Source organism: Geobacillus sp. TFV-3 (assembly GCF_009901865.1).
Lineage (GTDB): Bacteria > Bacillota > Bacilli > Bacillales > Anoxybacillaceae > Geobacillus > Geobacillus thermoleovorans_A.
The window spans coordinates 813,382-831,830 of record NZ_MPSP01000001.1 but is presented as its reverse complement, the minus strand read 5'-3'; the positions used below and the strand labels follow the sequence as shown (position 1 = coordinate 831,830).

Below are 18,449 nucleotides of genomic sequence, written 5' to 3'. Positions count from 1 at the left end.
CATTCGTTCAATGATGGAACGAGCGATGGGATGCACTTCGCATGGCGATCTATTATTTAGTTCAACAATTGAACTATTTTGATGATACCAAAGGAAAAAGAAAAAGTCAACAAGGGATGTTGCCAAAGGAGCTCCAGCGAAGACGGTCCGTTTGCCATCGCCCGTTCTTCGCAAACGTTCGCCCTTGACTGGACGACAACGAGCCACACCACCGCCGATGTGCCGTTGACCGCCATGGGTCCGGGAGCGGATCGATTCACCGGCATTTATGAAAATACGCGCATTCATGACATTCTCGAACAATTATTGTCTGGAAAAAACAAAAGATAACGCCATCCGTGTTTCGGCCGTTGTCCTTCATCGATCACCGTTTCCCCGCGAACGAATCGTTTGCGAGGAAACGGTTTTGATCCATTTGACCGACGCGTATTGCCCAAAGACAAGTGAAAAAATCGCGAATCCTATCATCAAACTCATCATCATCGATCGATTGGTTGTAGTAGCCATCAACAAAATATCGCAACGTCTTGAACCTTTCTTCAATTTCTGCCATCTAGACCTCCTCTCGATCAAAGAACAACGATCTCCTTTTCTCCCCCGATAAGAAATAGAGCCCGTTTTTCATTGTTGCCTGTCACCGCCCGGCGTGGTAACCGACCCATGCGAGCCACACCCCAAACAAGTAGGTGACTGCCAAATAGGCCATGGATTTCACACATTGGCGTTGCTGGATCAGCTGCACGCTTTCCCATTTCAAAGTCGAAAACGTGGTGAACGCGCCCATAAAGCCGGTGCCGACAAGCAGTTTTGCGGCATCGGCGGCGCCGTTTCCGGCGAGCCAGCCGAGCAAGAAGGACCCAAGCAAGTTGACAATGAGCGTCCCGAGCGGAAAACGCGGCGAACGCCGAGCCGCCCAGCGGCTGACGATATAGCGGGCCATGGCGCCGAAAAAACCGCCGATCGCCACAAACAGCGGTGTATACATTATCCAATCCCTTCCTTCCGTTCCAGTTGAGCGGCGGCATATCCAGCCCATGAGGCCAACAGGCCGCCAAACAGGCTGGCAGCGATATAAACAGCCGCCATGCCAAAGCGCCCTTGTTCCATCAATTCCACACATTCGACGCTGAGCGTCGAAAACGTCGTATACGAACCGACAAAGCCGGTCATCGCCGCTGTTTTGAGCCATGGAGGCCACGCGGGTCGACGGGTGAAGAAGACGGTGAGCCAGCTGAGCAAAAACGAGCCTGTCCAGTTGATGAAAAGCGTCCCGAGCGGAAAGCCGCCGACGGCGGCGGCGGGAACAACCAAACCGAGGCCATAGCGGACAAGCGCGCCGATCATGCCGGCGATGCCGACAGCGAAATAGACCAATGAGGATCCCCCCTTCCAAAAATGAACAAACTCCTGCCGCTTCTATCCGCAGCAGGAGTCATCAGCCGGAAGCCGGCGGTTATGGCGAACTCCATCGCCTATTCGATTGGCATCGCCTTTATTTTACCATATATCCCCTCCCGATGGGAAGCAGATTCAACGGCTTGGTCGGAACCCGTGTTGTTCGAATATTTGGAGCGCCTGTTCGCTCGTCAAATAATCGTAAAACGCCCCCGCCTCTTTAAGATGTTGGCTTTTGTTCACGACGCCAAGCGGATAGACGATCGGGTCGTGCATGCCATCCGGAACGGCGGCGGCGATCTTGACTTTGTCCGACACGAGCGCGTCCGTCCGGTACACAAACCCGGAGTCGACGTTGCCGGTTTCCACGTACGTCAGCACTTGACGAACGTCCTTGGCATAGACGAGCTTCGGTTTCACTTGCTCCCACAGCCCCGCCTTCTCCAACGTTTGTTTCGCGTACATGCCGGCCGGCACCGACTCGGGGATGCCGATCGCCACTCGTTTGGCGCGGGTGATGTCATCGAGCGACTGAATCGCCCCTTCTCCTTGTTTCGGAACGATGAGCACCAGCTCGTTGGCGAGCACGGTTTTTTCGTGTTTGGCATCGATCAGTCCTTCCTTTTTCAGTTCCTCAAACGGCTCGGCGGCCGCGGAGAAAAAGAGGTCGACCGGCGCCCCTTGGGAAATTTGTTTTTGCAAGGCGCCCGACGCGCCAAAATTATATTGGATGCGGATGTTCGGGTGCTTTCGTTCAAACGCCGTTTTCGCTTCTTCCAGCGCTTCTTGCAGACTGGCCGCGGCGGAAACCGTCAACTCTGCGTTCTCCGCCGGTTTCGTTTGATGGGCGCCCTCTTTTGGACCGGCGCCGCAGCCATACAAGCCGAACAACAAGAAAACCGCGACGAGCCATGCCATTTTTCGCATGTGAATCCCCCTTTTCTCCAACAATTTATGTTATATGTAATGATATCTAATTATAAATAACGATAAATAGTTAGGAAAGAAAAAATTTTTTCACATCTTTCTCTTTGCGCTACAATGGAAGAAAGGAGGATCGAACGATGCCGGAACCGCGGTCATACACGATCGAAGAAATCGCTTCCTTATTAAGGGTGTCAAAACTAACGGTGTACGATTTAGTGAAAAAAGGAAAGCTGCCCGCCTTTCGCGTCGGGCGGCAAATGCGGGTCACTGCCGATGATCTCGAGCGGTACATCGCCGGACAAAAAGGGGAGGGAAGCACCGTTTTCCCTGCCGTTTCGCGGCCGACCGAAGCCGCTCTTCGCCCCATCATCATCAGCGGTCAAGATATGGCTCTCGATTTGCTTGGCGTCCATCTCGAAAAAGGCGGCCCTTATCAATCGCTTCGCACCTATACGAGCAGCCTCAACGGATTGATCGCTCTATACAAAGGGCAATGTGACATCGTCAGCGTGCATTTGTTTGACGGGCAAACGGGCGAGTACAACCGCCTGTATGTTGAAAAGCTGTTGACAGGGCATGCGTACATCATGGCGAACTTGATGTGCAGGCCGATCGGGTTTTACGTGCCAAAAGGCAATCCGCGCGGCATCCAAACGTGGAGCGACTTAGGAAGGAGCGACGTCACGATCGTCAACCGGGAAAAAGGAGCGGGGGCGCGTGTGCTCTTGGATGAACAGCTGCGCCTGCATGGGCTGTCGCCGTCCGCTATTCGCGGGTATGAACGGGAAGAGACAAGCCACTTAAGCGTCGCCTCAGCGGTGGCGGCGGGCCTTGCTGATGTCGGCATCGGCACGGAAAAAGTGGCGCGAATGGCCGGCGTCGAATTCATTCCACTGATGAAAGAGCAGTATGATGTCGTCATGCTGCGGACGCCGGAGAACGAACCGCTCATCGCCGCCGTCTTGAACGTGCTTCGCTCCGATTCATTCCGCGCCGAACTCGAAGCGCTCGGCGGATACGATGTGTCGCAAACCGGGCAAATCATCGCCGAACGCGGCTGACAGGGCAGCACAACCGCATCTGTATCGATGCAACGAAAACGTTTACCATCTCCTTGACGGAAAAACCGCTTGTCCATTTTTTCGACTGCCAAGGCCTGCCTCCGTCACGTCTTGGCAGTCGATCAAATGCTTGGGAAAAGCGACAAATGTGAAAGCTTCAAATGGCATCTATATGTTTTGGACATCAGGCGATGATTCAGCGGAACCTTCCGAATCCCATTTCCTTGCTTCGATTCTATGCCATCCATCCAAAAAAGAAGCTGTTCCAAAAGCGAGCCGCTTTTTGGAACAGCTTTTCGTTTTACCCGCGCAAAACGGCGCCAAATTGCTTCTCGACCACAGCGAGCACCCGCTCGTGGACGGCGGTGACTTCTTCGTCCGTGAGCGTCCGCTCTGGATCATAATAACGGAGCGAGAAGGCGAGCGATTTTTTCCCGTCCGGCAGACGGTCGCCTTGGTAGACGTCAAAGAGGGAAACGTCTTTGACGAGCGGTTTCCCGGCTTCGGCGATCGCTTGCTTCAAGGCGCCGGCTTCGACGTCCTCGTCGACGACCAACGCAATGTCGCGCACGACCGATGGGAAGCGCGGAATCGGCTCGTAGCGGATCGCTTCGCTTTCGGCGTTCAACAGCTCGGCCAAAGCAAGCTCGAACACATACGTTTCTTTCAAATCGTATTCTTTTTGCACGGCCGGATGGAGCTGGCCAACAAAGCCGATGACCGTTCCGTCAAGCCAAATATCGGCGGTCCGTCCCGGATGCAAATCAGCGCGCTTCGCCGGGCGGTACGCGATGCGGTGGTCAACGCCAAGCAAGGAGAACAGGCCGTCTAAGATGCCTTTTGCGACATAAAAGTCAGCCGCTTTTTTCTCTCCTTGCCACAAATGGGTGTGCCATAAGCCGGTGATGACGCCGGCAAGCCGCTCTTTTTCCGCCGGTTGGACGTGTTCCCCGCGAGCCAAATAGACAGAGCCGATTTCGTACAAGGCGACGTTCTCGACTTGGCGGGCCCGGTTGTAGCTCGCCGCTTCGAGCAAATGCGGAATCAAGCTTTGCCGAAGAACGCTCCGCTCTTCGCTCATCGGCAGCGCCAAGCGGATCGGCTCGGTCGTCTCGAGCGCAAAGCGCGGCGCTTTGTCCGGACTCGTGAGTGAATACGTGATGGCTTGGAACAAGCCGGCCCCTTCCAAATAGCGGCGGACGCGGCGGCGCTTCGCTTGATATGGTGTGAGATGGCCTGGTTTCGCCTCAGCCACCGGCAAGGTTGCCGGCAGATGGTCATAGCCGTACAAGCGGGCGACTTCCTCGATGATATCTTCCTCAATGGCAATGTCACGGCGGCGCGACGGGACATGGACGGTAAACGTTCCGTTGTCCTCCGTAAACGGGAATTGCAAGTTCGAAAGAATGGCGGCGACTTCCTCTTTCGTCATCGCTGTGCCGAGCACACTGTTGATGCGTTCGAGCGTGACCGTCACCACCACTGGCTCCTCACGCCACGCGTTGGCTTCGACGATGCCGCCGACGACCTCACCACCCGCATACTTGGCCATCAAAGCGGCGGCGCGCTCGAGCGCTTCTTTCGTCCGCGCCGGATCGATTCCTTTTTCAAATCGGGTGCTCGCCTCACTGCGCAGCCCGTGGTCTTTCACCGCCTGACGGATGACCGGGCTCGTAAAGTACGCCGCTTCGATGAAGACGGTTTTCGTGTCGCCGCGCACTTCCGAGTTCGCCCCGCCCATCACGCCCGCTAGAGCGACCGGTTCGCGGCCGTTTGTGATGACGAGGTGCTCTTCGCTCAGCTTCCGTTCGACATCATCAAGCGTGACGATCGTTTCGCCCGTTCTCGCCCGGCGGACGACGATCTCCTTCGAACCGAGGCGGTCGTAATCAAACGCATGGAGCGGCTGGCCGTATTCAAGCAAAATGTAGTTCGTGATGTCCACGACGTTGTTGTGCGGGCGAATGCCGGCAGCCATCAAGCGCGCCTGCATCCAAAGCGGCGACGGGCCGATCTGGACGTTTTTCACGATCCGCCCGGCGTACAGCGGATTGTCTCCCGGCGCCTCGACGCGGACGGAAATGTAATCATGGACATGTTCGCTGTTTTCGCTGACCGCCGCTTCCGGCAGCTTTACTTCGCGGCCGAGAATGGCGGCGACTTCATAGGCGACGCCGATCATGCTTAAGCAATCGGCGCGGTTCGGCGTTAAGGAGAGCTCCAACACCTCGTCATAAAGCCCAAGCCATTCCAATGCGTCGGCGCCGACCGGCGCGTCGCTTGGGAAGACGAAAATGCCGTCGGCGTATTCTTTCGGCACAACTTTCGCCTCAACCCCTAACTCTTGGAGCGAACAAATCATGCCGTTGGACTCTTCGCCGCGCAATTTTGCCCGTTTGATTTTGAAATTGCCCGGTAGCACCGCTCCGACTTTCGCCACAGCGACTTTTTGCCCTTTGGCGACGTTCGGGGCGCCGCAAATGATTTGCACCGGCTCGCCTTCGCCTAGATCGACAAGGCATTTTCGCAGTTTATCAGCGTTCGAATGTTGTTCGCACTCGAGCACATGGCCGATGACGACTCCATTCATTCCGCGGTCTAGCGCCTCGACCCGCTCGACTTCGATGCCGCTTTTCGTGATGCGATCGGCGAGCTCTTTGGCCGTTACGCCCGTCAAATCAACATACTCGTTGAGCCAACGATAAGACACGAGCATGGAAAACCCCTCCTTTTTCTGTTACACACGCAAAAATTGGCGCAAGAAACGTAGATCGTTTTGATAGAAATGACGGATGTCATCGATGCCGTACTTCAACATGGCGATCCGCTCCGGCCCCATGCCGAACGCAAAGCCGGTGTACGTTTTCGAATCAAAACCGGCCATCTCAAGCACGTTCGGGTGCACCATGCCGGCGCCTAAAATTTCGATCCAGCCCGTGCCTTTGCAGACGCCGCAGCCGTGCCCTTCGCAGCGGAAGCAAGAGACGTCAACTTCAACCGATGGTTCCGTGAATGGGAAAAAGCTCGGCCGGAAACGGATGTCGCGTCCTTCGCCAAACAGCTTGCGGGCAAATTCGCGCAGCGTCCCTTTTAAATCGCTCATCCGGATGTTCCGGTCAACGACAAGTCCTTCAATTTGCGTAAACTGATGCGAATGGGTCGCATCGTCGGTGTCGCGGCGGTACACTTTCCCCGGACAGATGATTTTCACCGGCCCGCGCCCGCGGTGTTTCTCCATCGTTCGCGCCTGCATCGGCGACGTATGGGTGCGAAGCAAAATCTCTTCGGTGATGTAAAACGAGTCTTGCATATCGCGCGCCGGATGCCCCTTTGGCAAGTTGAGGGCCTCAAAGTTGTAATAGTCAGTCTCCACTTCCGGCCCTTCGGCGACCGTATAGCCCATGCCGATAAACAAATCTTCAATTTCTTCAATGACGCGCGTGAGCGGATGTGGATTGCCAAGCCGCACCGGCCGGCCCGGCAGCGTCACATCGATCGCTTCGGCGGCCAATTTTCTCTCGACTTCCTCTTGCTCGAGTTTCGCTTGTTTCGCCTCGAGCGCCTGTTGGATCACCTCTCTCACTTCATTGGCCAGCGCCCCGATTTTCGGACGTTCCTCGGGCGGCAGCGCCCCCATGCCGCGCAGCACTTCGGTGATCGGCCCTTTTTTGCCTAAATAGGCGACGCGCACGTCGTTCAGTGCTTTGACGTCTTTCGCCTCATCGATTCGGCGAAGCGCTTCTTGTTTCAGCTCGTACAGCCGTTCTTTCACTTGAGTCCCTCCTGTATCAAAAATAAAAAACCCGCCCCCAGTAAGGGACGAGTTGTTGCTCGCGGTACCACCCTTGTTAACAGCACAAATGTGCTGTTCGCTTCATTGCGATAACGGCCGAAAGCCGGAACACCTTTACATCCGTCGTCGGGATGGTCCCGGTGCCAACTCGGGAGGTGAACTTCACTTGCCTCGGCCATAAAAACGCTCCCAGTCTACGGCGTTTTCTCCCTGGATGGCGAACAGCAAGCTACTTTTCTCCGTCATCGTTGTTGTCCGTATGGGAAATTTCGCTATCCATTATACGCAAATAGGCAGGCAAAGGCAAGGTCAGGCGGAAATTTCTTTGCGCAGCTCATCGATTTCCGCTTCCTGCTCAATCGAACGGATGGCAAGGCGCTCCATAATCTTTTCCTGCCGCACTTGCCCTTCCTTGAGCGCCGCGACATCTTTTTTTACTCCAAACATGTCCTTTTTCATGGAATCCATATCTTTTTTCATCGCGTCCATATCTTTTTTCATCGCGTCCATATCCCGTTTCATCGTATCGACATCGTTTTGGATGCGGTCCACTTTGTCTTCGAGTTGTTTCACGCTTCCTTGCAGCTTGACGATGTCCATGCGCATTTGTTCGATGTAGGCTCCTTGAACATCAAGACGCTCAAGCACCGCGTTCAACAATGCCCGCAGTTCGTCATCCATCCGTCTCCGTCCCCCTTGTCCGATTCATTTTCTTTTCTATTTTACCGCACCGCCTGCAAGGAATAAAGCAAAATTCCGGCCGCGACGGCGACGTTCAGCGACTCGGCTTGGCCATAAATCGGGATGTACACGTTCTCGGTCGTGAGACCCAGCAGTTCGGGACGGACGCCGCCTCCTTCGTTGCCGACAAGCAGGGCGAACGAAGACGACCGGGGGATGGTGCGGTAATCGACAGCGTTCTCCAAGGCGGTGCCGTACACCGGAATGTCCTGCTCCTTCAAGCGCGCGATCCATTCCGCCACATCGCCTTTGACAATGGGAAGATGAAACAGCGACCCTTGCGTCGCCCGCACGACTTTCGGGTTGTACAAGTCGACGCATCCTTCACCGAGGATGACGGCATCGATGCCGGCGGCATCGGCGGTGCGAATCATCGTGCCGAGGTTGCCGGGATCTTGCACAGCGTCAATGAGCAAAGCCGTCTTCACGCCCTTAAGCTCGTACGACAGCTGCCGGCAGACGGCGGCGATTCCTTGCGGGGTTTCCGTTCTGCTGACCGCCTTCATCACCGCTTCGGTCACGATCGTGACTGGAACGCCAGTGACATTCCACCCCGGCGGGACGGCCGTCTGTTCATCGACAATCAGTTCAACAAGCGGCGCGTTGCTTTTCACTGCCTCTTCGACAAGATGGAACCCTTCAAGCAAAAACAATCCGGTCTCATCGCGCCCTTTTTTCGTCAACAATTTTTTCCATTGTTTGACGCGCGCGTTTTTCGGCGATTCGATCCGCTTCACCGTTTCGTCCCCCAATGTTTGGCGATAAACTCGTCGCGTCCGGAGGCGGCGCGGTCTTGTTTGTAATGCTCCGGATTTTTCTTATGGTAGTTTTGATGATACTCTTCCGCCGGGTAAAACGTCGTCGCCGGCAAAATTTTTGTCACGATCGGCTTCGAAAAACGCCCGCTTTCCTCGAGCGCCCGCTTCGACTGCTCGGCGAGCTGGCGCTGTTTTTCGTTATGGTAAAAAATCGCCGTCCGGTATTGCGGCCCGCGGTCGTGAAACTGGCCGCCGTCATCGGTCGGGTCGATTTGGCACCAATACAGCTCAAGCAGCCGCTCATACGGGAACACGTCCGGGTCGAACGTAATTTGCACCGCTTCGTAGTGGCCGGTCGTACCCGTTTTCACTTGCTCGTACGTTGGATTTTCCACATGTCCCCCTGTATAGCCGGAGACGATGCCGTAAATGCCATCGAGCTCCTCAAACGGCGTCACCATGCACCAAAAGCAGCCGCCGGCGAATGTCGCTTTTTCCATTGTGTCGTCACCTCATGCGTCAAGTTTCTTCATTTTGATTATAGCAAAAATGTGAGCCTCACACCCAAGACCAAGCCGTGACTGCTTTCCACCATACGGCTGAGCGCCATCTCTTGTCGTCTGCCCATCAGCCGCTCATGTCGATGAGTCAAGCCGCTGTTTCATTTCGTCAAGCAAGCGGTAAATGTCCATCGCGGTTTCTTCGTCATACGTATGGGACGTCCGGTTGCGGTCTTCCAGCATGCGAAGCCATGTCTCTCCGTCTTGAATCAACCCTTCCCGAAACGCCTCGCGAATCGTTTTCCGCGGACTTGTCACTTCGGCATACCCTTGATATTCCAAGTAAAGTTTCATCCATTTCCATGCCAGTTCGTACGTGACTTCAAATCGCTGAATGGTCGCATCCAAAACGAGATCATCCGTTTTGACGTCTCTTGCGGCACTTTGGCGAAGTTTGACGAGCGCCCGTTCGAAATCGTGAAACCGATCCACCAACCGGCTCATCGTGACCATCACCTTCCCGTGCTCGTTCGTTTGAAAAATCGTCTTTCCTTCTTGGTCAATATTCATTTTTAGCTGCTCGTTGTGAATTTGATTGTAATCAACAACATCGATCGTATAAATGATCGGAAGTTCATCCAAGTCCGATTGCAGGAGGTACAGCGGGCCTCCCGGCTTTCGAAATTTGATCGCCAAATCGATATCCGATCCTTCCTGATAATCTCCTCGTGCTCTTGAGCCGAACAAAATGACTTTTTCAATGACATCAGCATAACGGGAAAATAGATGGAGCAGTTGGCGAAACACCGTTCGTTCCAATCCATAGAGCGGCTTCGCAGCCATCGTCGCCATCACTCTTTTCGGTCTATATAGATGCAACGAAGAAGTTTAACATATCCTTGACGGAAAAGCGGTTTGTCCATTTTCGACTGTCGAAGGCAAGCCACAGGCTTGCCCCGTCGCGCCAAAGCGTGACGGAAGACCGAACGACCACCTGCTTCAAAGGCCCATATATGGGTCTGGAAGCGGCGTTGTTCGGTCGCCCGACAGTCGATAAAAGCTGCAAATGGTAAAACTTCAAATTGCATCTATATAGTTTTTCCTCTTATTATACCATATACGAGAGCCGCTCCATGTATAAATCCGCCGCCATTGGCAAAGGATAACGGTGTACAATACGGCCAACGAGGTGAGACAGATGGATTTAAACTTGCGGAAGGCGATTATGCACAATGTCGCCAACAATTCGAAAGAACAGCTGGAACATACGATCGAAGACGCAATCCAACGTGGCGAGGAAAAATATTTGCCCGGCCTCGGCGTCCTCTTTGAAGCGATTTGGACACACGCCAATGAGCAGCAAAAAGACATGATGCTCACAACCCTCGAGCTGGCGGTTAAACAATGACAAACACCGGCCGATTCGGCCGGTGTTTCCATTACTCAAACGTCAGTTGTTTCACTTTGTCGGCGTCAAGCCGTTTGATCACTTCGACTAATAGCTTGACCGTGTTTTCGTAGTCGTCGCGGTGCAAAATGGCGGCGTGCGAGTGGATGTAGCGCGTCGGGATCGCGATCGTGAGCGACGGAACGCCGTTGCCGGTTAAGTGAATGGCCCCGGCGTCCGTGCCGCCGCCCGGCATGGCGTCAAAATGGTACGGAATGTTCATCTCTTCCGCCACTTCGATGACAAATTCGCGCAAGCCGCGGTGCGACACCATCGTCGCGTCGTACAGAACGATGTGCGGGCCGGCGCCGAGTTTTCCCATCGCCTCTTTTTCCGACACGCCCGGCGTGTCGCCGGCGATGCCGACGTCAACGGCAAACGCGATATCTGGCTGAATGAACTGGGCGGCCGTGCGCGCGCCGCGCAGCCCGACTTCCTCTTGCACCGTGCCGACGCCGTATACCGTGTTCGGATGGTCAACGCCTTTCAGCTGTTTCAGCACATCGATTGCGACCGCGCAGCCGATCCGGTTGTCCCATGCTTTCGCGAGCAGCATTTTTTCATTGTTCAATACCGTAAACTCAAAATACGGCACGATCATATCGCCCGGGCGGACGCCCCACTCCATCGCTTCCTCGCGGCTTGCCGCGCCGATGTCGATGAACATATCTTTGATTTCCACCGGTTTTTTGCGCGCCTCCGGCGGCAAAATGTGCGGCGGCTTCGAACCGATGACGCCGGTGATGTCGCCTTTTTTCGTCACGATCGTCACGCGCTGGGCGAGCATCACTTGGCTCCACCAGACGCCAAGCGTTTGGAAGCGGATGAATCCTTTGTCGTCGATTTGCGTCACCATAAACCCGACTTCATCCAAATGGCCGGCGATCATCACTTTCGGCCCGCCCGATTTCCCTTCTTTTTTGGCGATCAAACTGCCGAGGCCGTCCGTTGTCACTTCATCTGCATACGGAGCTATGTATGTCTTCATCACATCGCGCGCTTCCCGCTCATTGCCAGGGACGCCTTTCGCATCGGTCAGCGCTTTCAGCATCGTCAATGTTTCGTCCAACTTCGCCATCTTGGCACCCCTTTCTAGTTTTGTCCACTTTTTATTATACTTGAAAAGGCTGACGATTGGCAAAACGAATCATTCGCCGCCCGAAAAAAAGATCAGTAGCGCTCGTTTTGCCGCTTGTGGTTCACTTCATTTTTCCTCCGGTACGCCGCCTCGATGTCGTCGGAAGAAAACCCGAGCGCGACGCCAAGCCGCCAATATTCCGCAAACAGCGCATCATATTCCGCTCGCGCTCTCGTCTCCCTAAAACGCTCAGCGGCGCGAAACACGGCGAGAAACTGCTCGACAAGCGGCCGCGCTGCCGACGGGGCTTCCTTGCCTTCATAAAACAAGCCGCACTCAAGCCCAAGCGACAATAAAAAATGCAAGCCGTCGACATATTCCTCAAGCACTCGCTCGGCTGGCTCGGGCGGTTTGATGCTCCAAAATTTAAAACAGCGCGTCTCATTCGCGAGTTCGCCTAATTCAACAAGAAAGGCGAGTTGCTTGCGCGCAAACAAATCTTCCTCCATCAAGCCATGCTCCGTTTCAATGCGCCGATCCAAGGTGCGCTGCATTTCGTAAAGCAAAGGCCAATTCATTCTCTCCTCCCCTTTCTACCTCATCCATCGCCAATAGAGAAACAGCTCCGCCGCTGCCAGCAGCGGCAGCCCATAGCGAAAAGCCGAATGGCGAGTTTTATGGCGAAACATGTACATCCCAGCTGCGCCGCCGATGGCACCGCCAACCAATGAAAGCAGCCAAAGCGTCCGCTCGGCAGTGCGAAAGCGGCGGCGCTTCGCTTTGTATTTGTCGATCCCCATCACGAAAAAAGCGAGAAGATTGATCGCTATCCCGTATTGTACCATATGATCCCTTTCCTTGATAAGAAAATGGCCACCCTGATCAAGGATGGCCATCGTTGTTATTTATTCAAATTCGCTTTTGCCAAATCGGCGAGTTGGGCGAACGCCGCTTGGTCATTGACCGCCAAGTCGGCGAGCATCTTCCGGTTGACTTCGACGCCGGCCAGCTTCAAGCCATGCATCAAACGGCTGTACGACAAGCCGTTTTGGCGAGCCGCCGCGTTGATGCGGGCGATCCACAGTTTGCGAAAGTCGCGCTTCCGTTGACGGCGGTCGCGGTACGCATACATGAGCGATTTCATGACTTGTTGGTTCGCAACTCTATATAACGCGTGTTTCGCGCCGAAATAGCCTTTCGCGAGTTTCAATACTTTTTTGCGACGTCTGCGCGTCACAGGTCCACCTTTTACGCGTGGCATAAATCGTTCCCTCCTATTGTTCGGTCATTATTTCAAGTTGTCAAGCATTTGGCGGATGCGTTTGAAATCGCCAGGCGAAACAAGCGCCGCTTTGCGGAGATGACGCTTTTGTTTTTTCGTTTTATTAGCAAACAAGTGGCTCGTATACGCATGGCCGCGTTTTAATTTGCCGCTCGCCGTTTTTTTGAACCGTTTCGCCGAGCCGCGGTGAGTTTTCATTTTTGGCATCGCAGGTTCCTCCTTACTTGTTGTCGTTTTTCGGTGCGAGCACTAAAAACATGTTGCGCCCGTCCATTTTCGGCGCCGTTTCGACAACGGCAATGTCGGCGCACGCTTCCGAGAAGCGGTCAAGGACGCGCTGCCCGATTTCTTTATGGGTGATCGCCCGACCTTTGAAGCGGATCGTCGCCTTCACTTTATCGCCTTTTTCGAGAAACTTGCGCGCGTTGCGGAGCTTCGTGTTGAAGTCATGTTCCTCGATCGTCGGGCTGAGGCGCACCTCTTTGACGTTGATCACTTTTTGCTTTTTACGTGCTTCTTTCTCTTTCTTCTGCTGCTCGAAGCGGAATTTGCCGTAGTCCATAATGCGACAGACGGGCGGTTTGGCGTTCGGTGCGACAAGCACAAGATCCAAGTTGCGTCTTGCCGCAATCTCAAGCGCCTCCTGCTTCGACTTGATGCCAAGCTGTTCGCCGTTTTGGTCGATCAAGCGCACTTCACGGGCACGAATTTGTTCGTTGATAATAAAATCTTTGCTAATAATGAGCCACCTCCAAGGTTTTTTCCGACTGGCTTGTTTGCCAGCAGAGCCCCACTTCCAGCCAAAAAAAGCGCAGATGCACAAAGCACCCGCGCAGTACGTCCTTACACTCGCATTGACGAACCGTAACAACCTGCCAACAGCCGTCTTGGCGTCGGTCAGGTGAGAAGCGGGGTGCTTCTGCTTTTGTTACAAACAAGCAATCATTCCACTTTATACACTATACCACCTTGGCGATGGCATGTCAAGGAGCGGATCTTGATAAACACAACGTCACTTATTATAGCGGATTGACGTCGAATTGGCAAGAGAAAATGTTTTATTGTTCCTCGCGGCACGACACTTCGCCGCTTTCTCTGCTCTTGAACCCGCTCATGACTTTGGCCGTCGCCATCGTTTTTGCCTTCATTCTGTCTGTTGCCCTCGAGTTTCGCCTGTTGGGTTCTTCATTATGCTTTCCCTGATTTTGTCCGTTTTTCCTGTACATCAGCAGCAAGCAAGTCAACAAACTCATCAAGCCCCATCGTCCGACTTTCTTTTTCACCGTAGCGGCGGACGTTGACCGCTCGTTCAGACACTTCTTTATCGCCGACGACGAGCATGTACGGAACTTTTTGCATTTGCGCTTCGCGGATTTTGTAGCCAATTTTTTCGTCGCGCTCATCGACTTCAACGCGGAAGCCGCGTTCTTTCAACGTCCGCTGCACGTCATACGCGTAATCGAGGTGCGCCTCCGGCGACACGGGGATCACTTTGACTTGAACCGGGGCGAGCCATGTCGGGAACGCCCCTTTATACTCCTCGATGAGAAATGCGACAAACCGCTCCATCGTCGAGACGACGCCGCGATGGATGACGACCGGACGATGCGGCTTTCCGTCTTCGCCGATGTAAGTGAGGTCAAAGCGCTCCGGCAATAGGAAGTCAAGCTGCACCGTTGAGAGCGTCTCATCTTTGCCGAGCGCCGTGCGCACTTGCACATCGAGCTTCGGCCCGTAAAACGCCGCTTCCCCTTCCGCTTCGTAGTAGTCAAGCCCAAGCTCATCCATGGCTTCCCGCAGCATGCGCTGGGCTTTTTCCCACATTTCATCGTCGTCGTAATATTTTTCTTTGTCATGCGGATCGCGGTAAGACAAGCGGAACGAGTATTCGTCAATGCCGAAATCCTTATAGACTTCCAAAATCAAGTTGACAACGCGCTTGAACTCGTCTTTGATTTGGTCCGGGCGCACGAAAATGTGGGCGTCGTTGAGCGTCATGCCGCGGACGCGCTGCAGGCCGGTCAGCGCTCCAGACATTTCGTAGCGGTGCATCGTGCCAAGTTCCGCGATGCGGATCGGCAGCTCGCGGTAGCTGTGCAGCTTGCTTTTGTAAATCATCATATGGTGCGGGCAGTTCATCGGACGAAGAACAAGTTCTTCGTTGTCCATCTCCATCGGCGGGAACATGTTTTCTTTGTAATGATCCCAATGGCCCGATGTTTTATATAGCTCGACGCTGCCAAGCACCGGTGTGTAGACATGATCGTATCCGAGCGCCACTTCTTTGTCGACGATGTACCGTTCGATCACGCGGCGAATCGCCGCCCCTTTCGGCAGCCAAAGCGGCAAGCCTTGTCCGACTTTTTGTGACGTCATAAACAGCTCAAGCTCTTTGCCAAGCTTCCGGTGGTCGCGCTCTTTCGCTTCTTCGAGAAGATGCAAATAATGGTCCAAGTCTTCCTTCTTGAAAAACGCCGTGCCGTAGATGCGCTGCAGCATTTTGTTGTTGCTGTCGCCGCGCCAATAGGCCCCCGAGATGCTGAGCAGCTTGAACTCTTTGATTTTTCCGGTCGACGGCACGTGCACGCCGCGGCAAAGGTCGAAAAACTCGCCTTGCTCATAAATCGAAATCGGCTCGCCTTCCGGAATATCGGCGATCAACTCAAGCTTCAACTCATCGCCGATTTCTTCATACCGCCGGATGGCTTCTTCGCGGCTCACTTCTTTGCGGACGATGTCCAAATTTTCTTTGACAATCTTGCGCATTTCTTCTTCGATTTTCGGGAGGTCGTCAGGCGTCAGCTTATGCTCCATGTCGATATCATAGTAAAAGCCGTTTTCAATCACCGGACCGACGCCGAGCTTGACGTTGCCATACAGCCGCTTGATCGCCTGCGCCATTAAGTGGGCGGTGCTATGGCGCAAAATGTCAAGCGCCTCCGGCATGTCTTGGGTGATGATGACCAACTCGCCATCTTCGTGAAGCGGTGTGCGCAAATCAACAAACCGGCCGTTCAGTTTGCCGGCGATCGCTTTTTTCTTCAGCCCCGGGCTGATCGAGGCAGCGATGTCTTCCGTCGTCGCCCCCTTTGGAAACTCTTTTTGCGCCCCGTCCGGGAACGTAATGCGAATCACATCTGGCATCGGTAATCACTCCTTCGTCGTGATGATGAAAAATAAAAAAACTCCTCCCTCACAAAGGGACGAGTTTTCGTCGTGGTTCCACCCTTCTTCCCATGGCATCGCCTCGCCATGCCATGGCTCAACACGCATAACGGCCGAAAACCGGCGGCAACTACTGAGCGTTCCGTTCACTGCCGCAGCTCTGAGGGGGTAAGCGCATTTTTCGTGTTAGGAAGGTTCCAGCCGCTGCCTTCCCTCTCTGGAAACCGTAAAAATGCGCCCATGTCCTCGTCATCGCTTTTGTTCATTCCTATTCATGACGACATTATAGCGAAAACAGCAGGAAAAATCAAGCTTCTCCCCCATTTCCAGCGTTGGCGGTAAACAAATGGGAAAAATCGGCGCGGCGGCAGACGATCAGCCGTTCTTGAAACACGTTTTGCAGCGTCTGCACCATGCCGTCATCCGGATGATCGGTGTACAGCTCAATTTCCGCTGGAGCGAGCGAAACAAGCGGAGCGAGCACCGATGCATCAATATACATCGGCTGGCTGAAGACGAGATGGCGATCGATCAACTGTCTCACTTCCACCGCCGACAGCTCCCGCCGCTCGCTGTCGTAAAATACGAAGTGTGGCGGATCGTGCACCAAATACAGGCGCGGCCATTGCGGGGTCCGGCCAGCCAGGCAGTCGCGCAGCATTTGCACAAAATTTTGATACTCCTGCTCGAGCTTGTATTCATCAATCGCGAGCTCGACATAATGTTGGAGGCGCTCCATATACGGCTTTAACCGGAACGTGATGAACGATGAAAACGAAAACGACAAGCCGTCGCGCAAAAAGGAGGCAAAAGCGTCGCGCAGCATCACGGTGCGCGAGACGGCAAACGCCGCGCTTTTCCGGTAATCGCGCCGCTCGCCGTCCAAAAACGAATGAGCGAGGGCCAAAATTTGCTGCTGTTCTTCGACGTCGCGGAAATAAAAAATATTGGCAATGATGGATAGCAGCAGCCGGTCTTCTATCACCTCCTGCATAAACGCCGTCATAGCTGGGATGATATGCTCCTCAAGCACACGCTTCTCCTCGCCCTGTATGTAAACCGCCACGGTTTTGTTCCCGTCATAAGCGGCATGAAACAGCGGACCGTCATCCGGTTGCCGGTGATATAGCAGCCCAACCAATTTTTCCGCCTCGCTTGCCTCGTCAAAATGGATTTCGATCACCCGCTGTCCCCCCCTTTAGCCCGAAAGGAATGCTTGGTTTATATATATGGGGACAACGGGCTGTTTAGACTAGAAACACGAAAAACAGCGCACAGAAGCTCGCAGGTCATCGGGCTGACAGACGCTGCGCGCCCAAAAAAAGCGGCGCCCCTTCCTCAGGCGCCGTTCGCTGCCGCCGACCGCTATTGCCGGCGGTTCGGTCCAGTGATTTCAATCGGATAGGCCAAATAGCGGATTCGCTCCATAATGCGCGCCGCCTTCACCTTCTCTTCTTCACCGCGCTGCGAATACGTCAAATGGTGGGCGAGCTGCTGCATATCAAAGTTCGACGTGAAAAACGTCGGCAAGTTTTCAAACATCCGGTATTGCAAGATCGGGCCGAGCACATCGTCGCGCACCCAGCTCGACATCGCCTCCGCTCCAAGGTCATCGAGCATCAGCACCGGCACTTTTTTGATATAATCAAGCTTTTCGCTCATCGTTTGATCTTGAAGCGAATGTTTCATCTCGCGAAACAGCTCGGGCACGTAGACGATCAGCGATGGGACGTTTCGCTTCGCCAGCTCGTTGGCGATCGCTCCAAGCAAATATGTTTTGCCCACCCCGAACGATCCGTGCAAATACAAGCCTTTCATTTTTTTCCCCGGCTCGTATTCCGCCACAAACCGCTCGGCAAATCGGATCGCTTTGATCCGCCCATCATCATTGAGATCGACGTCAGAGAGCGAAGCACGCAAGATTTCGCGCGGCATGAACATGCTTTGAATGAGCGACTCTTGCCGCTTCCTCTCGTCGTATTGCACTTTTTTTGGGCAGCGGTCGTACTCAACGTCGATCCTTCCACCGTTGACCACCAAATTTGGATGGTATCCCGGCAGCATGTTGTTGCATCGCTCAAGGCCCGGACATTGGCGGCAATTCCCGTGCTGCTCGATGAATTCATACAGCTTCATCAAGCTGCGGTCAACCGCATCGGCCGACAATTGCCGTTCGTGCGCCCGCAAAAACAGCTGCACGTCCGGATGCTCCAAAATGTAGCGTTTCATTTGTTCGTAGCGCTGCTTAAACCGTTGATTGCCAAGCAACCGCTGCAACAGGTGGTTTACTCGTTCCATGGCT

Annotated in this window: 22 protein-coding genes, 1 riboswitch and 3 other annotated features; of the genes, 3 read left to right on the top strand and 19 right to left on the bottom strand. The window is 54.2% G+C overall.

Annotated features, from left to right (window positions below):
* Positions 1 to 78 precede the first annotated feature (78 nt).
* On the top strand, positions 79 to 330 hold the full coding sequence (locus BJQ97_RS04185) for an alkaline phosphatase (protein ID WP_328717960.1): 252 nt from the start codon (positions 79 to 81) through the stop codon (positions 328 to 330).
* Between the two features lie 34 nt (positions 331 to 364).
* On the opposite strand, the gene BJQ97_RS04180 is transcribed toward BJQ97_RS04185, so the two are convergent.
* The 4 genes from BJQ97_RS04180 to modA form a co-directional block, all read right to left on the bottom strand.
* Positions 365 to 553 carry a hypothetical protein gene (locus BJQ97_RS04180; RefSeq protein ID WP_160155616.1) on the bottom strand — a complete coding sequence of 63 codons (189 nt, stop codon included), beginning with the start codon at positions 551 to 553 and terminating at the stop codon, positions 365 to 367.
* An 81-nt stretch (positions 554 to 634) separates the two neighbouring features.
* Positions 635 to 985 (bottom strand): fluoride efflux transporter CrcB, encoded by a 351-nt coding sequence (gene crcB, locus BJQ97_RS04175; RefSeq protein ID WP_160155615.1) that lies wholly within the window; start codon positions 983 to 985, stop codon positions 635 to 637.
* Entirely contained in the window at positions 985 to 1,374 is a 390-nt protein-coding gene (locus tag BJQ97_RS04170) for a fluoride efflux transporter FluC (protein WP_160155614.1), read from the bottom strand. Before BJQ97_RS04170 ends, crcB begins: the two co-directional genes overlap by 1 nt.
* A 45-nt stretch (positions 1,375 to 1,419) precedes the next feature.
* A riboswitch (Fluoride riboswitch) is annotated at positions 1,420 to 1,482 on the bottom strand.
* Between the two features lie 48 nt (positions 1,483 to 1,530).
* A complete protein-coding gene (gene modA / locus BJQ97_RS04165; protein ID WP_160155613.1) occupies positions 1,531 to 2,322 on the bottom strand; it encodes a molybdate ABC transporter substrate-binding protein in 792 nt (263 codons plus the stop codon).
* A gap of 137 nt (positions 2,323 to 2,459) precedes the next feature.
* Between modA and BJQ97_RS04160 the strand changes: the two genes are divergently transcribed.
* A complete protein-coding gene (locus BJQ97_RS04160; RefSeq protein ID WP_160155612.1) occupies positions 2,460 to 3,383 on the top strand; it encodes a helix-turn-helix transcriptional regulator in 924 nt (307 codons plus the stop codon).
* A gap of 301 nt (positions 3,384 to 3,684) precedes the next feature.
* Here BJQ97_RS04160 and pheT read toward each other — a convergent pair whose 3' ends face one another.
* The 6 genes from pheT to BJQ97_RS04130 form a co-directional block, all read right to left on the bottom strand.
* Positions 3,685 to 6,099: a phenylalanine--tRNA ligase subunit beta gene (gene pheT / locus BJQ97_RS04155; RefSeq protein WP_160155611.1), complete on the bottom strand. Its 2,415-nt coding sequence runs from the start codon at positions 6,097 to 6,099 to the stop codon at positions 3,685 to 3,687.
* Positions 6,100 to 6,120: 21 nt separating this feature from the next.
* Positions 6,121 to 7,155, bottom strand: a complete 1,035-nt coding sequence (gene pheS / locus BJQ97_RS04150; protein ID WP_160155610.1) for a phenylalanine--tRNA ligase subunit alpha — start codon at positions 7,153 to 7,155, stop codon at positions 6,121 to 6,123.
* A gap of 40 nt (positions 7,156 to 7,195) precedes the next feature.
* Positions 7,196 to 7,431, bottom strand: a binding site (T-box leader).
* Positions 7,432 to 7,485: 54 nt separating this feature from the next.
* Entirely contained in the window at positions 7,486 to 7,857 is a 372-nt protein-coding gene (locus BJQ97_RS04145) for a coiled-coil domain-containing protein (protein WP_160155609.1), read from the bottom strand.
* A 41-nt stretch (positions 7,858 to 7,898) separates the two neighbouring features.
* Positions 7,899 to 8,654, bottom strand: coding sequence for a TrmH family RNA methyltransferase (locus tag BJQ97_RS04140; RefSeq protein WP_160155608.1), 756 nt, complete (start codon positions 8,652 to 8,654; stop codon positions 7,899 to 7,901).
* Positions 8,651 to 9,175 (bottom strand): peptide-methionine (S)-S-oxide reductase MsrA, encoded by a 525-nt coding sequence (msrA, locus tag BJQ97_RS04135; protein WP_013144533.1) that lies wholly within the window; start codon positions 9,173 to 9,175, stop codon positions 8,651 to 8,653. Before msrA ends, BJQ97_RS04140 begins: the two co-directional genes overlap by 4 nt.
* A gap of 135 nt (positions 9,176 to 9,310) precedes the next feature.
* Positions 9,311 to 10,018, bottom strand: a complete 708-nt coding sequence (locus tag BJQ97_RS04130) for an HI0074 family nucleotidyltransferase substrate-binding subunit (RefSeq protein WP_160157535.1) — start codon at positions 10,016 to 10,018, stop codon at positions 9,311 to 9,313.
* 355 nt (positions 10,019 to 10,373) lie between these two features.
* Between BJQ97_RS04130 and sspI the strand changes: the two genes are divergently transcribed.
* Positions 10,374 to 10,583 carry a small acid-soluble spore protein SspI gene (sspI, locus tag BJQ97_RS04125; protein WP_160155607.1) on the top strand — a complete coding sequence of 70 codons (210 nt, stop codon included), beginning with the start codon at positions 10,374 to 10,376 and terminating at the stop codon, positions 10,581 to 10,583.
* A gap of 31 nt (positions 10,584 to 10,614) precedes the next feature.
* Here sspI and BJQ97_RS04120 read toward each other — a convergent pair whose 3' ends face one another.
* The 9 genes from BJQ97_RS04120 to dnaI form a co-directional block, all read right to left on the bottom strand.
* Positions 10,615 to 11,700 carry a M42 family metallopeptidase gene (locus BJQ97_RS04120; RefSeq protein ID WP_160155606.1) on the bottom strand — a complete coding sequence of 362 codons (1,086 nt, stop codon included), beginning with the start codon at positions 11,698 to 11,700 and terminating at the stop codon, positions 10,615 to 10,617.
* 92 nt (positions 11,701 to 11,792) lie between these two features.
* Positions 11,793 to 12,278: a dUTP diphosphatase gene (locus BJQ97_RS04115; protein ID WP_160155605.1), complete on the bottom strand. Its 486-nt coding sequence runs from the start codon at positions 12,276 to 12,278 to the stop codon at positions 11,793 to 11,795.
* A gap of 15 nt (positions 12,279 to 12,293) precedes the next feature.
* Positions 12,294 to 12,545 (bottom strand): DUF1294 domain-containing protein, encoded by a 252-nt coding sequence (locus tag BJQ97_RS04110; protein WP_044730608.1) that lies wholly within the window; start codon positions 12,543 to 12,545, stop codon positions 12,294 to 12,296.
* Positions 12,546 to 12,601: 56 nt separating this feature from the next.
* Positions 12,602 to 12,961 carry a 50S ribosomal protein L20 gene (gene rplT / locus BJQ97_RS04105; protein WP_011887944.1) on the bottom strand — a complete coding sequence of 120 codons (360 nt, stop codon included), beginning with the start codon at positions 12,959 to 12,961 and terminating at the stop codon, positions 12,602 to 12,604.
* Positions 12,962 to 12,988: 27 nt separating this feature from the next.
* Entirely contained in the window at positions 12,989 to 13,189 is a 201-nt protein-coding gene (gene rpmI / locus BJQ97_RS04100; protein WP_011887945.1) for a 50S ribosomal protein L35, read from the bottom strand.
* A gap of 13 nt (positions 13,190 to 13,202) precedes the next feature.
* Positions 13,203 to 13,724 (bottom strand): translation initiation factor IF-3, encoded by a 522-nt coding sequence (infC, locus tag BJQ97_RS04095; protein WP_074044349.1) that lies wholly within the window; start codon positions 13,722 to 13,724, stop codon positions 13,203 to 13,205.
* A gap of 55 nt (positions 13,725 to 13,779) precedes the next feature.
* Positions 13,780 to 13,913, bottom strand: a sequence feature (ribosomal protein L20 leader region).
* A 257-nt stretch (positions 13,914 to 14,170) separates the two neighbouring features.
* Positions 14,171 to 16,126 carry a threonine--tRNA ligase gene (gene thrS / locus BJQ97_RS04090; RefSeq protein ID WP_160155604.1) on the bottom strand — a complete coding sequence of 652 codons (1,956 nt, stop codon included), beginning with the start codon at positions 16,124 to 16,126 and terminating at the stop codon, positions 14,171 to 14,173.
* 52 nt (positions 16,127 to 16,178) lie between these two features.
* Positions 16,179 to 16,409: a binding site (T-box leader), on the bottom strand.
* A 45-nt stretch (positions 16,410 to 16,454) separates the two neighbouring features.
* Complete coding sequence (ytxC, locus tag BJQ97_RS04085) at positions 16,455 to 17,330, bottom strand: putative sporulation protein YtxC (protein ID WP_160155603.1); 876 nt, start codon at positions 17,328 to 17,330, stop codon at positions 16,455 to 16,457.
* 182 nt (positions 17,331 to 17,512) lie between these two features.
* Entirely contained in the window at positions 17,513 to 18,445 is a 933-nt protein-coding gene (gene dnaI, locus BJQ97_RS04080) for a primosomal protein DnaI (RefSeq protein ID WP_160155602.1), read from the bottom strand.
* Between the last annotated feature and the right edge of the window lie 4 nt (positions 18,446 to 18,449).

Coding starts and splice junctions, on each gene's coding strand:
- BJQ97_RS04180 (WP_160155616.1), bottom strand. CDS start 553: ATGGCAGAAATTGAAGAAAGGTTCAAGACGTTGCGATATTTTGTTGAT.
- crcB (WP_160155615.1), bottom strand. CDS start 985: ATGTATACACCGCTGTTTGTGGCGATCGGCGGTTTTTTCGGCGCCATG.
- modA (WP_160155613.1), bottom strand. CDS start 2,322: ATGCGAAAAATGGCATGGCTCGTCGCGGTTTTCTTGTTGTTCGGCTTG.
- BJQ97_RS04160 (WP_160155612.1), top strand. CDS start 2,460: ATGCCGGAACCGCGGTCATACACGATCGAAGAAATCGCTTCCTTATTA.
- pheT (WP_160155611.1), bottom strand. CDS start 6,099: ATGCTCGTGTCTTATCGTTGGCTCAACGAGTATGTTGATTTGACGGGC.
- BJQ97_RS04145 (WP_160155609.1), bottom strand. CDS start 7,857: ATGGATGACGAACTGCGGGCATTGTTGAACGCGGTGCTTGAGCGTCTT.
- msrA (WP_013144533.1), bottom strand. CDS start 9,175: ATGGAAAAAGCGACATTCGCCGGCGGCTGCTTTTGGTGCATGGTGACG.
- BJQ97_RS04130 (WP_160157535.1), bottom strand. CDS start 10,018: ATGGCTGCGAAGCCGCTCTATGGATTGGAACGAACGGTGTTTCGCCAA.
- sspI (WP_160155607.1), top strand. CDS start 10,374: ATGGATTTAAACTTGCGGAAGGCGATTATGCACAATGTCGCCAACAAT.
- BJQ97_RS04120 (WP_160155606.1), bottom strand. CDS start 11,700: ATGGCGAAGTTGGACGAAACATTGACGATGCTGAAAGCGCTGACCGAT.
- BJQ97_RS04115 (WP_160155605.1), bottom strand. CDS start 12,278: ATGAATTGGCCTTTGCTTTACGAAATGCAGCGCACCTTGGATCGGCGC.
- BJQ97_RS04110 (WP_044730608.1), bottom strand. CDS start 12,545: ATGGTACAATACGGGATAGCGATCAATCTTCTCGCTTTTTTCGTGATG.
- rplT (WP_011887944.1), bottom strand. CDS start 12,961: ATGCCACGCGTAAAAGGTGGACCTGTGACGCGCAGACGTCGCAAAAAA.
- rpmI (WP_011887945.1), bottom strand. CDS start 13,189: ATGCCAAAAATGAAAACTCACCGCGGCTCGGCGAAACGGTTCAAAAAA.
- thrS (WP_160155604.1), bottom strand. CDS start 16,126: ATGCCAGATGTGATTCGCATTACGTTCCCGGACGGGGCGCAAAAAGAG.
- dnaI (WP_160155602.1), bottom strand. CDS start 18,445: ATGGAACGAGTAAACCACCTGTTGCAGCGGTTGCTTGGCAATCAACGG.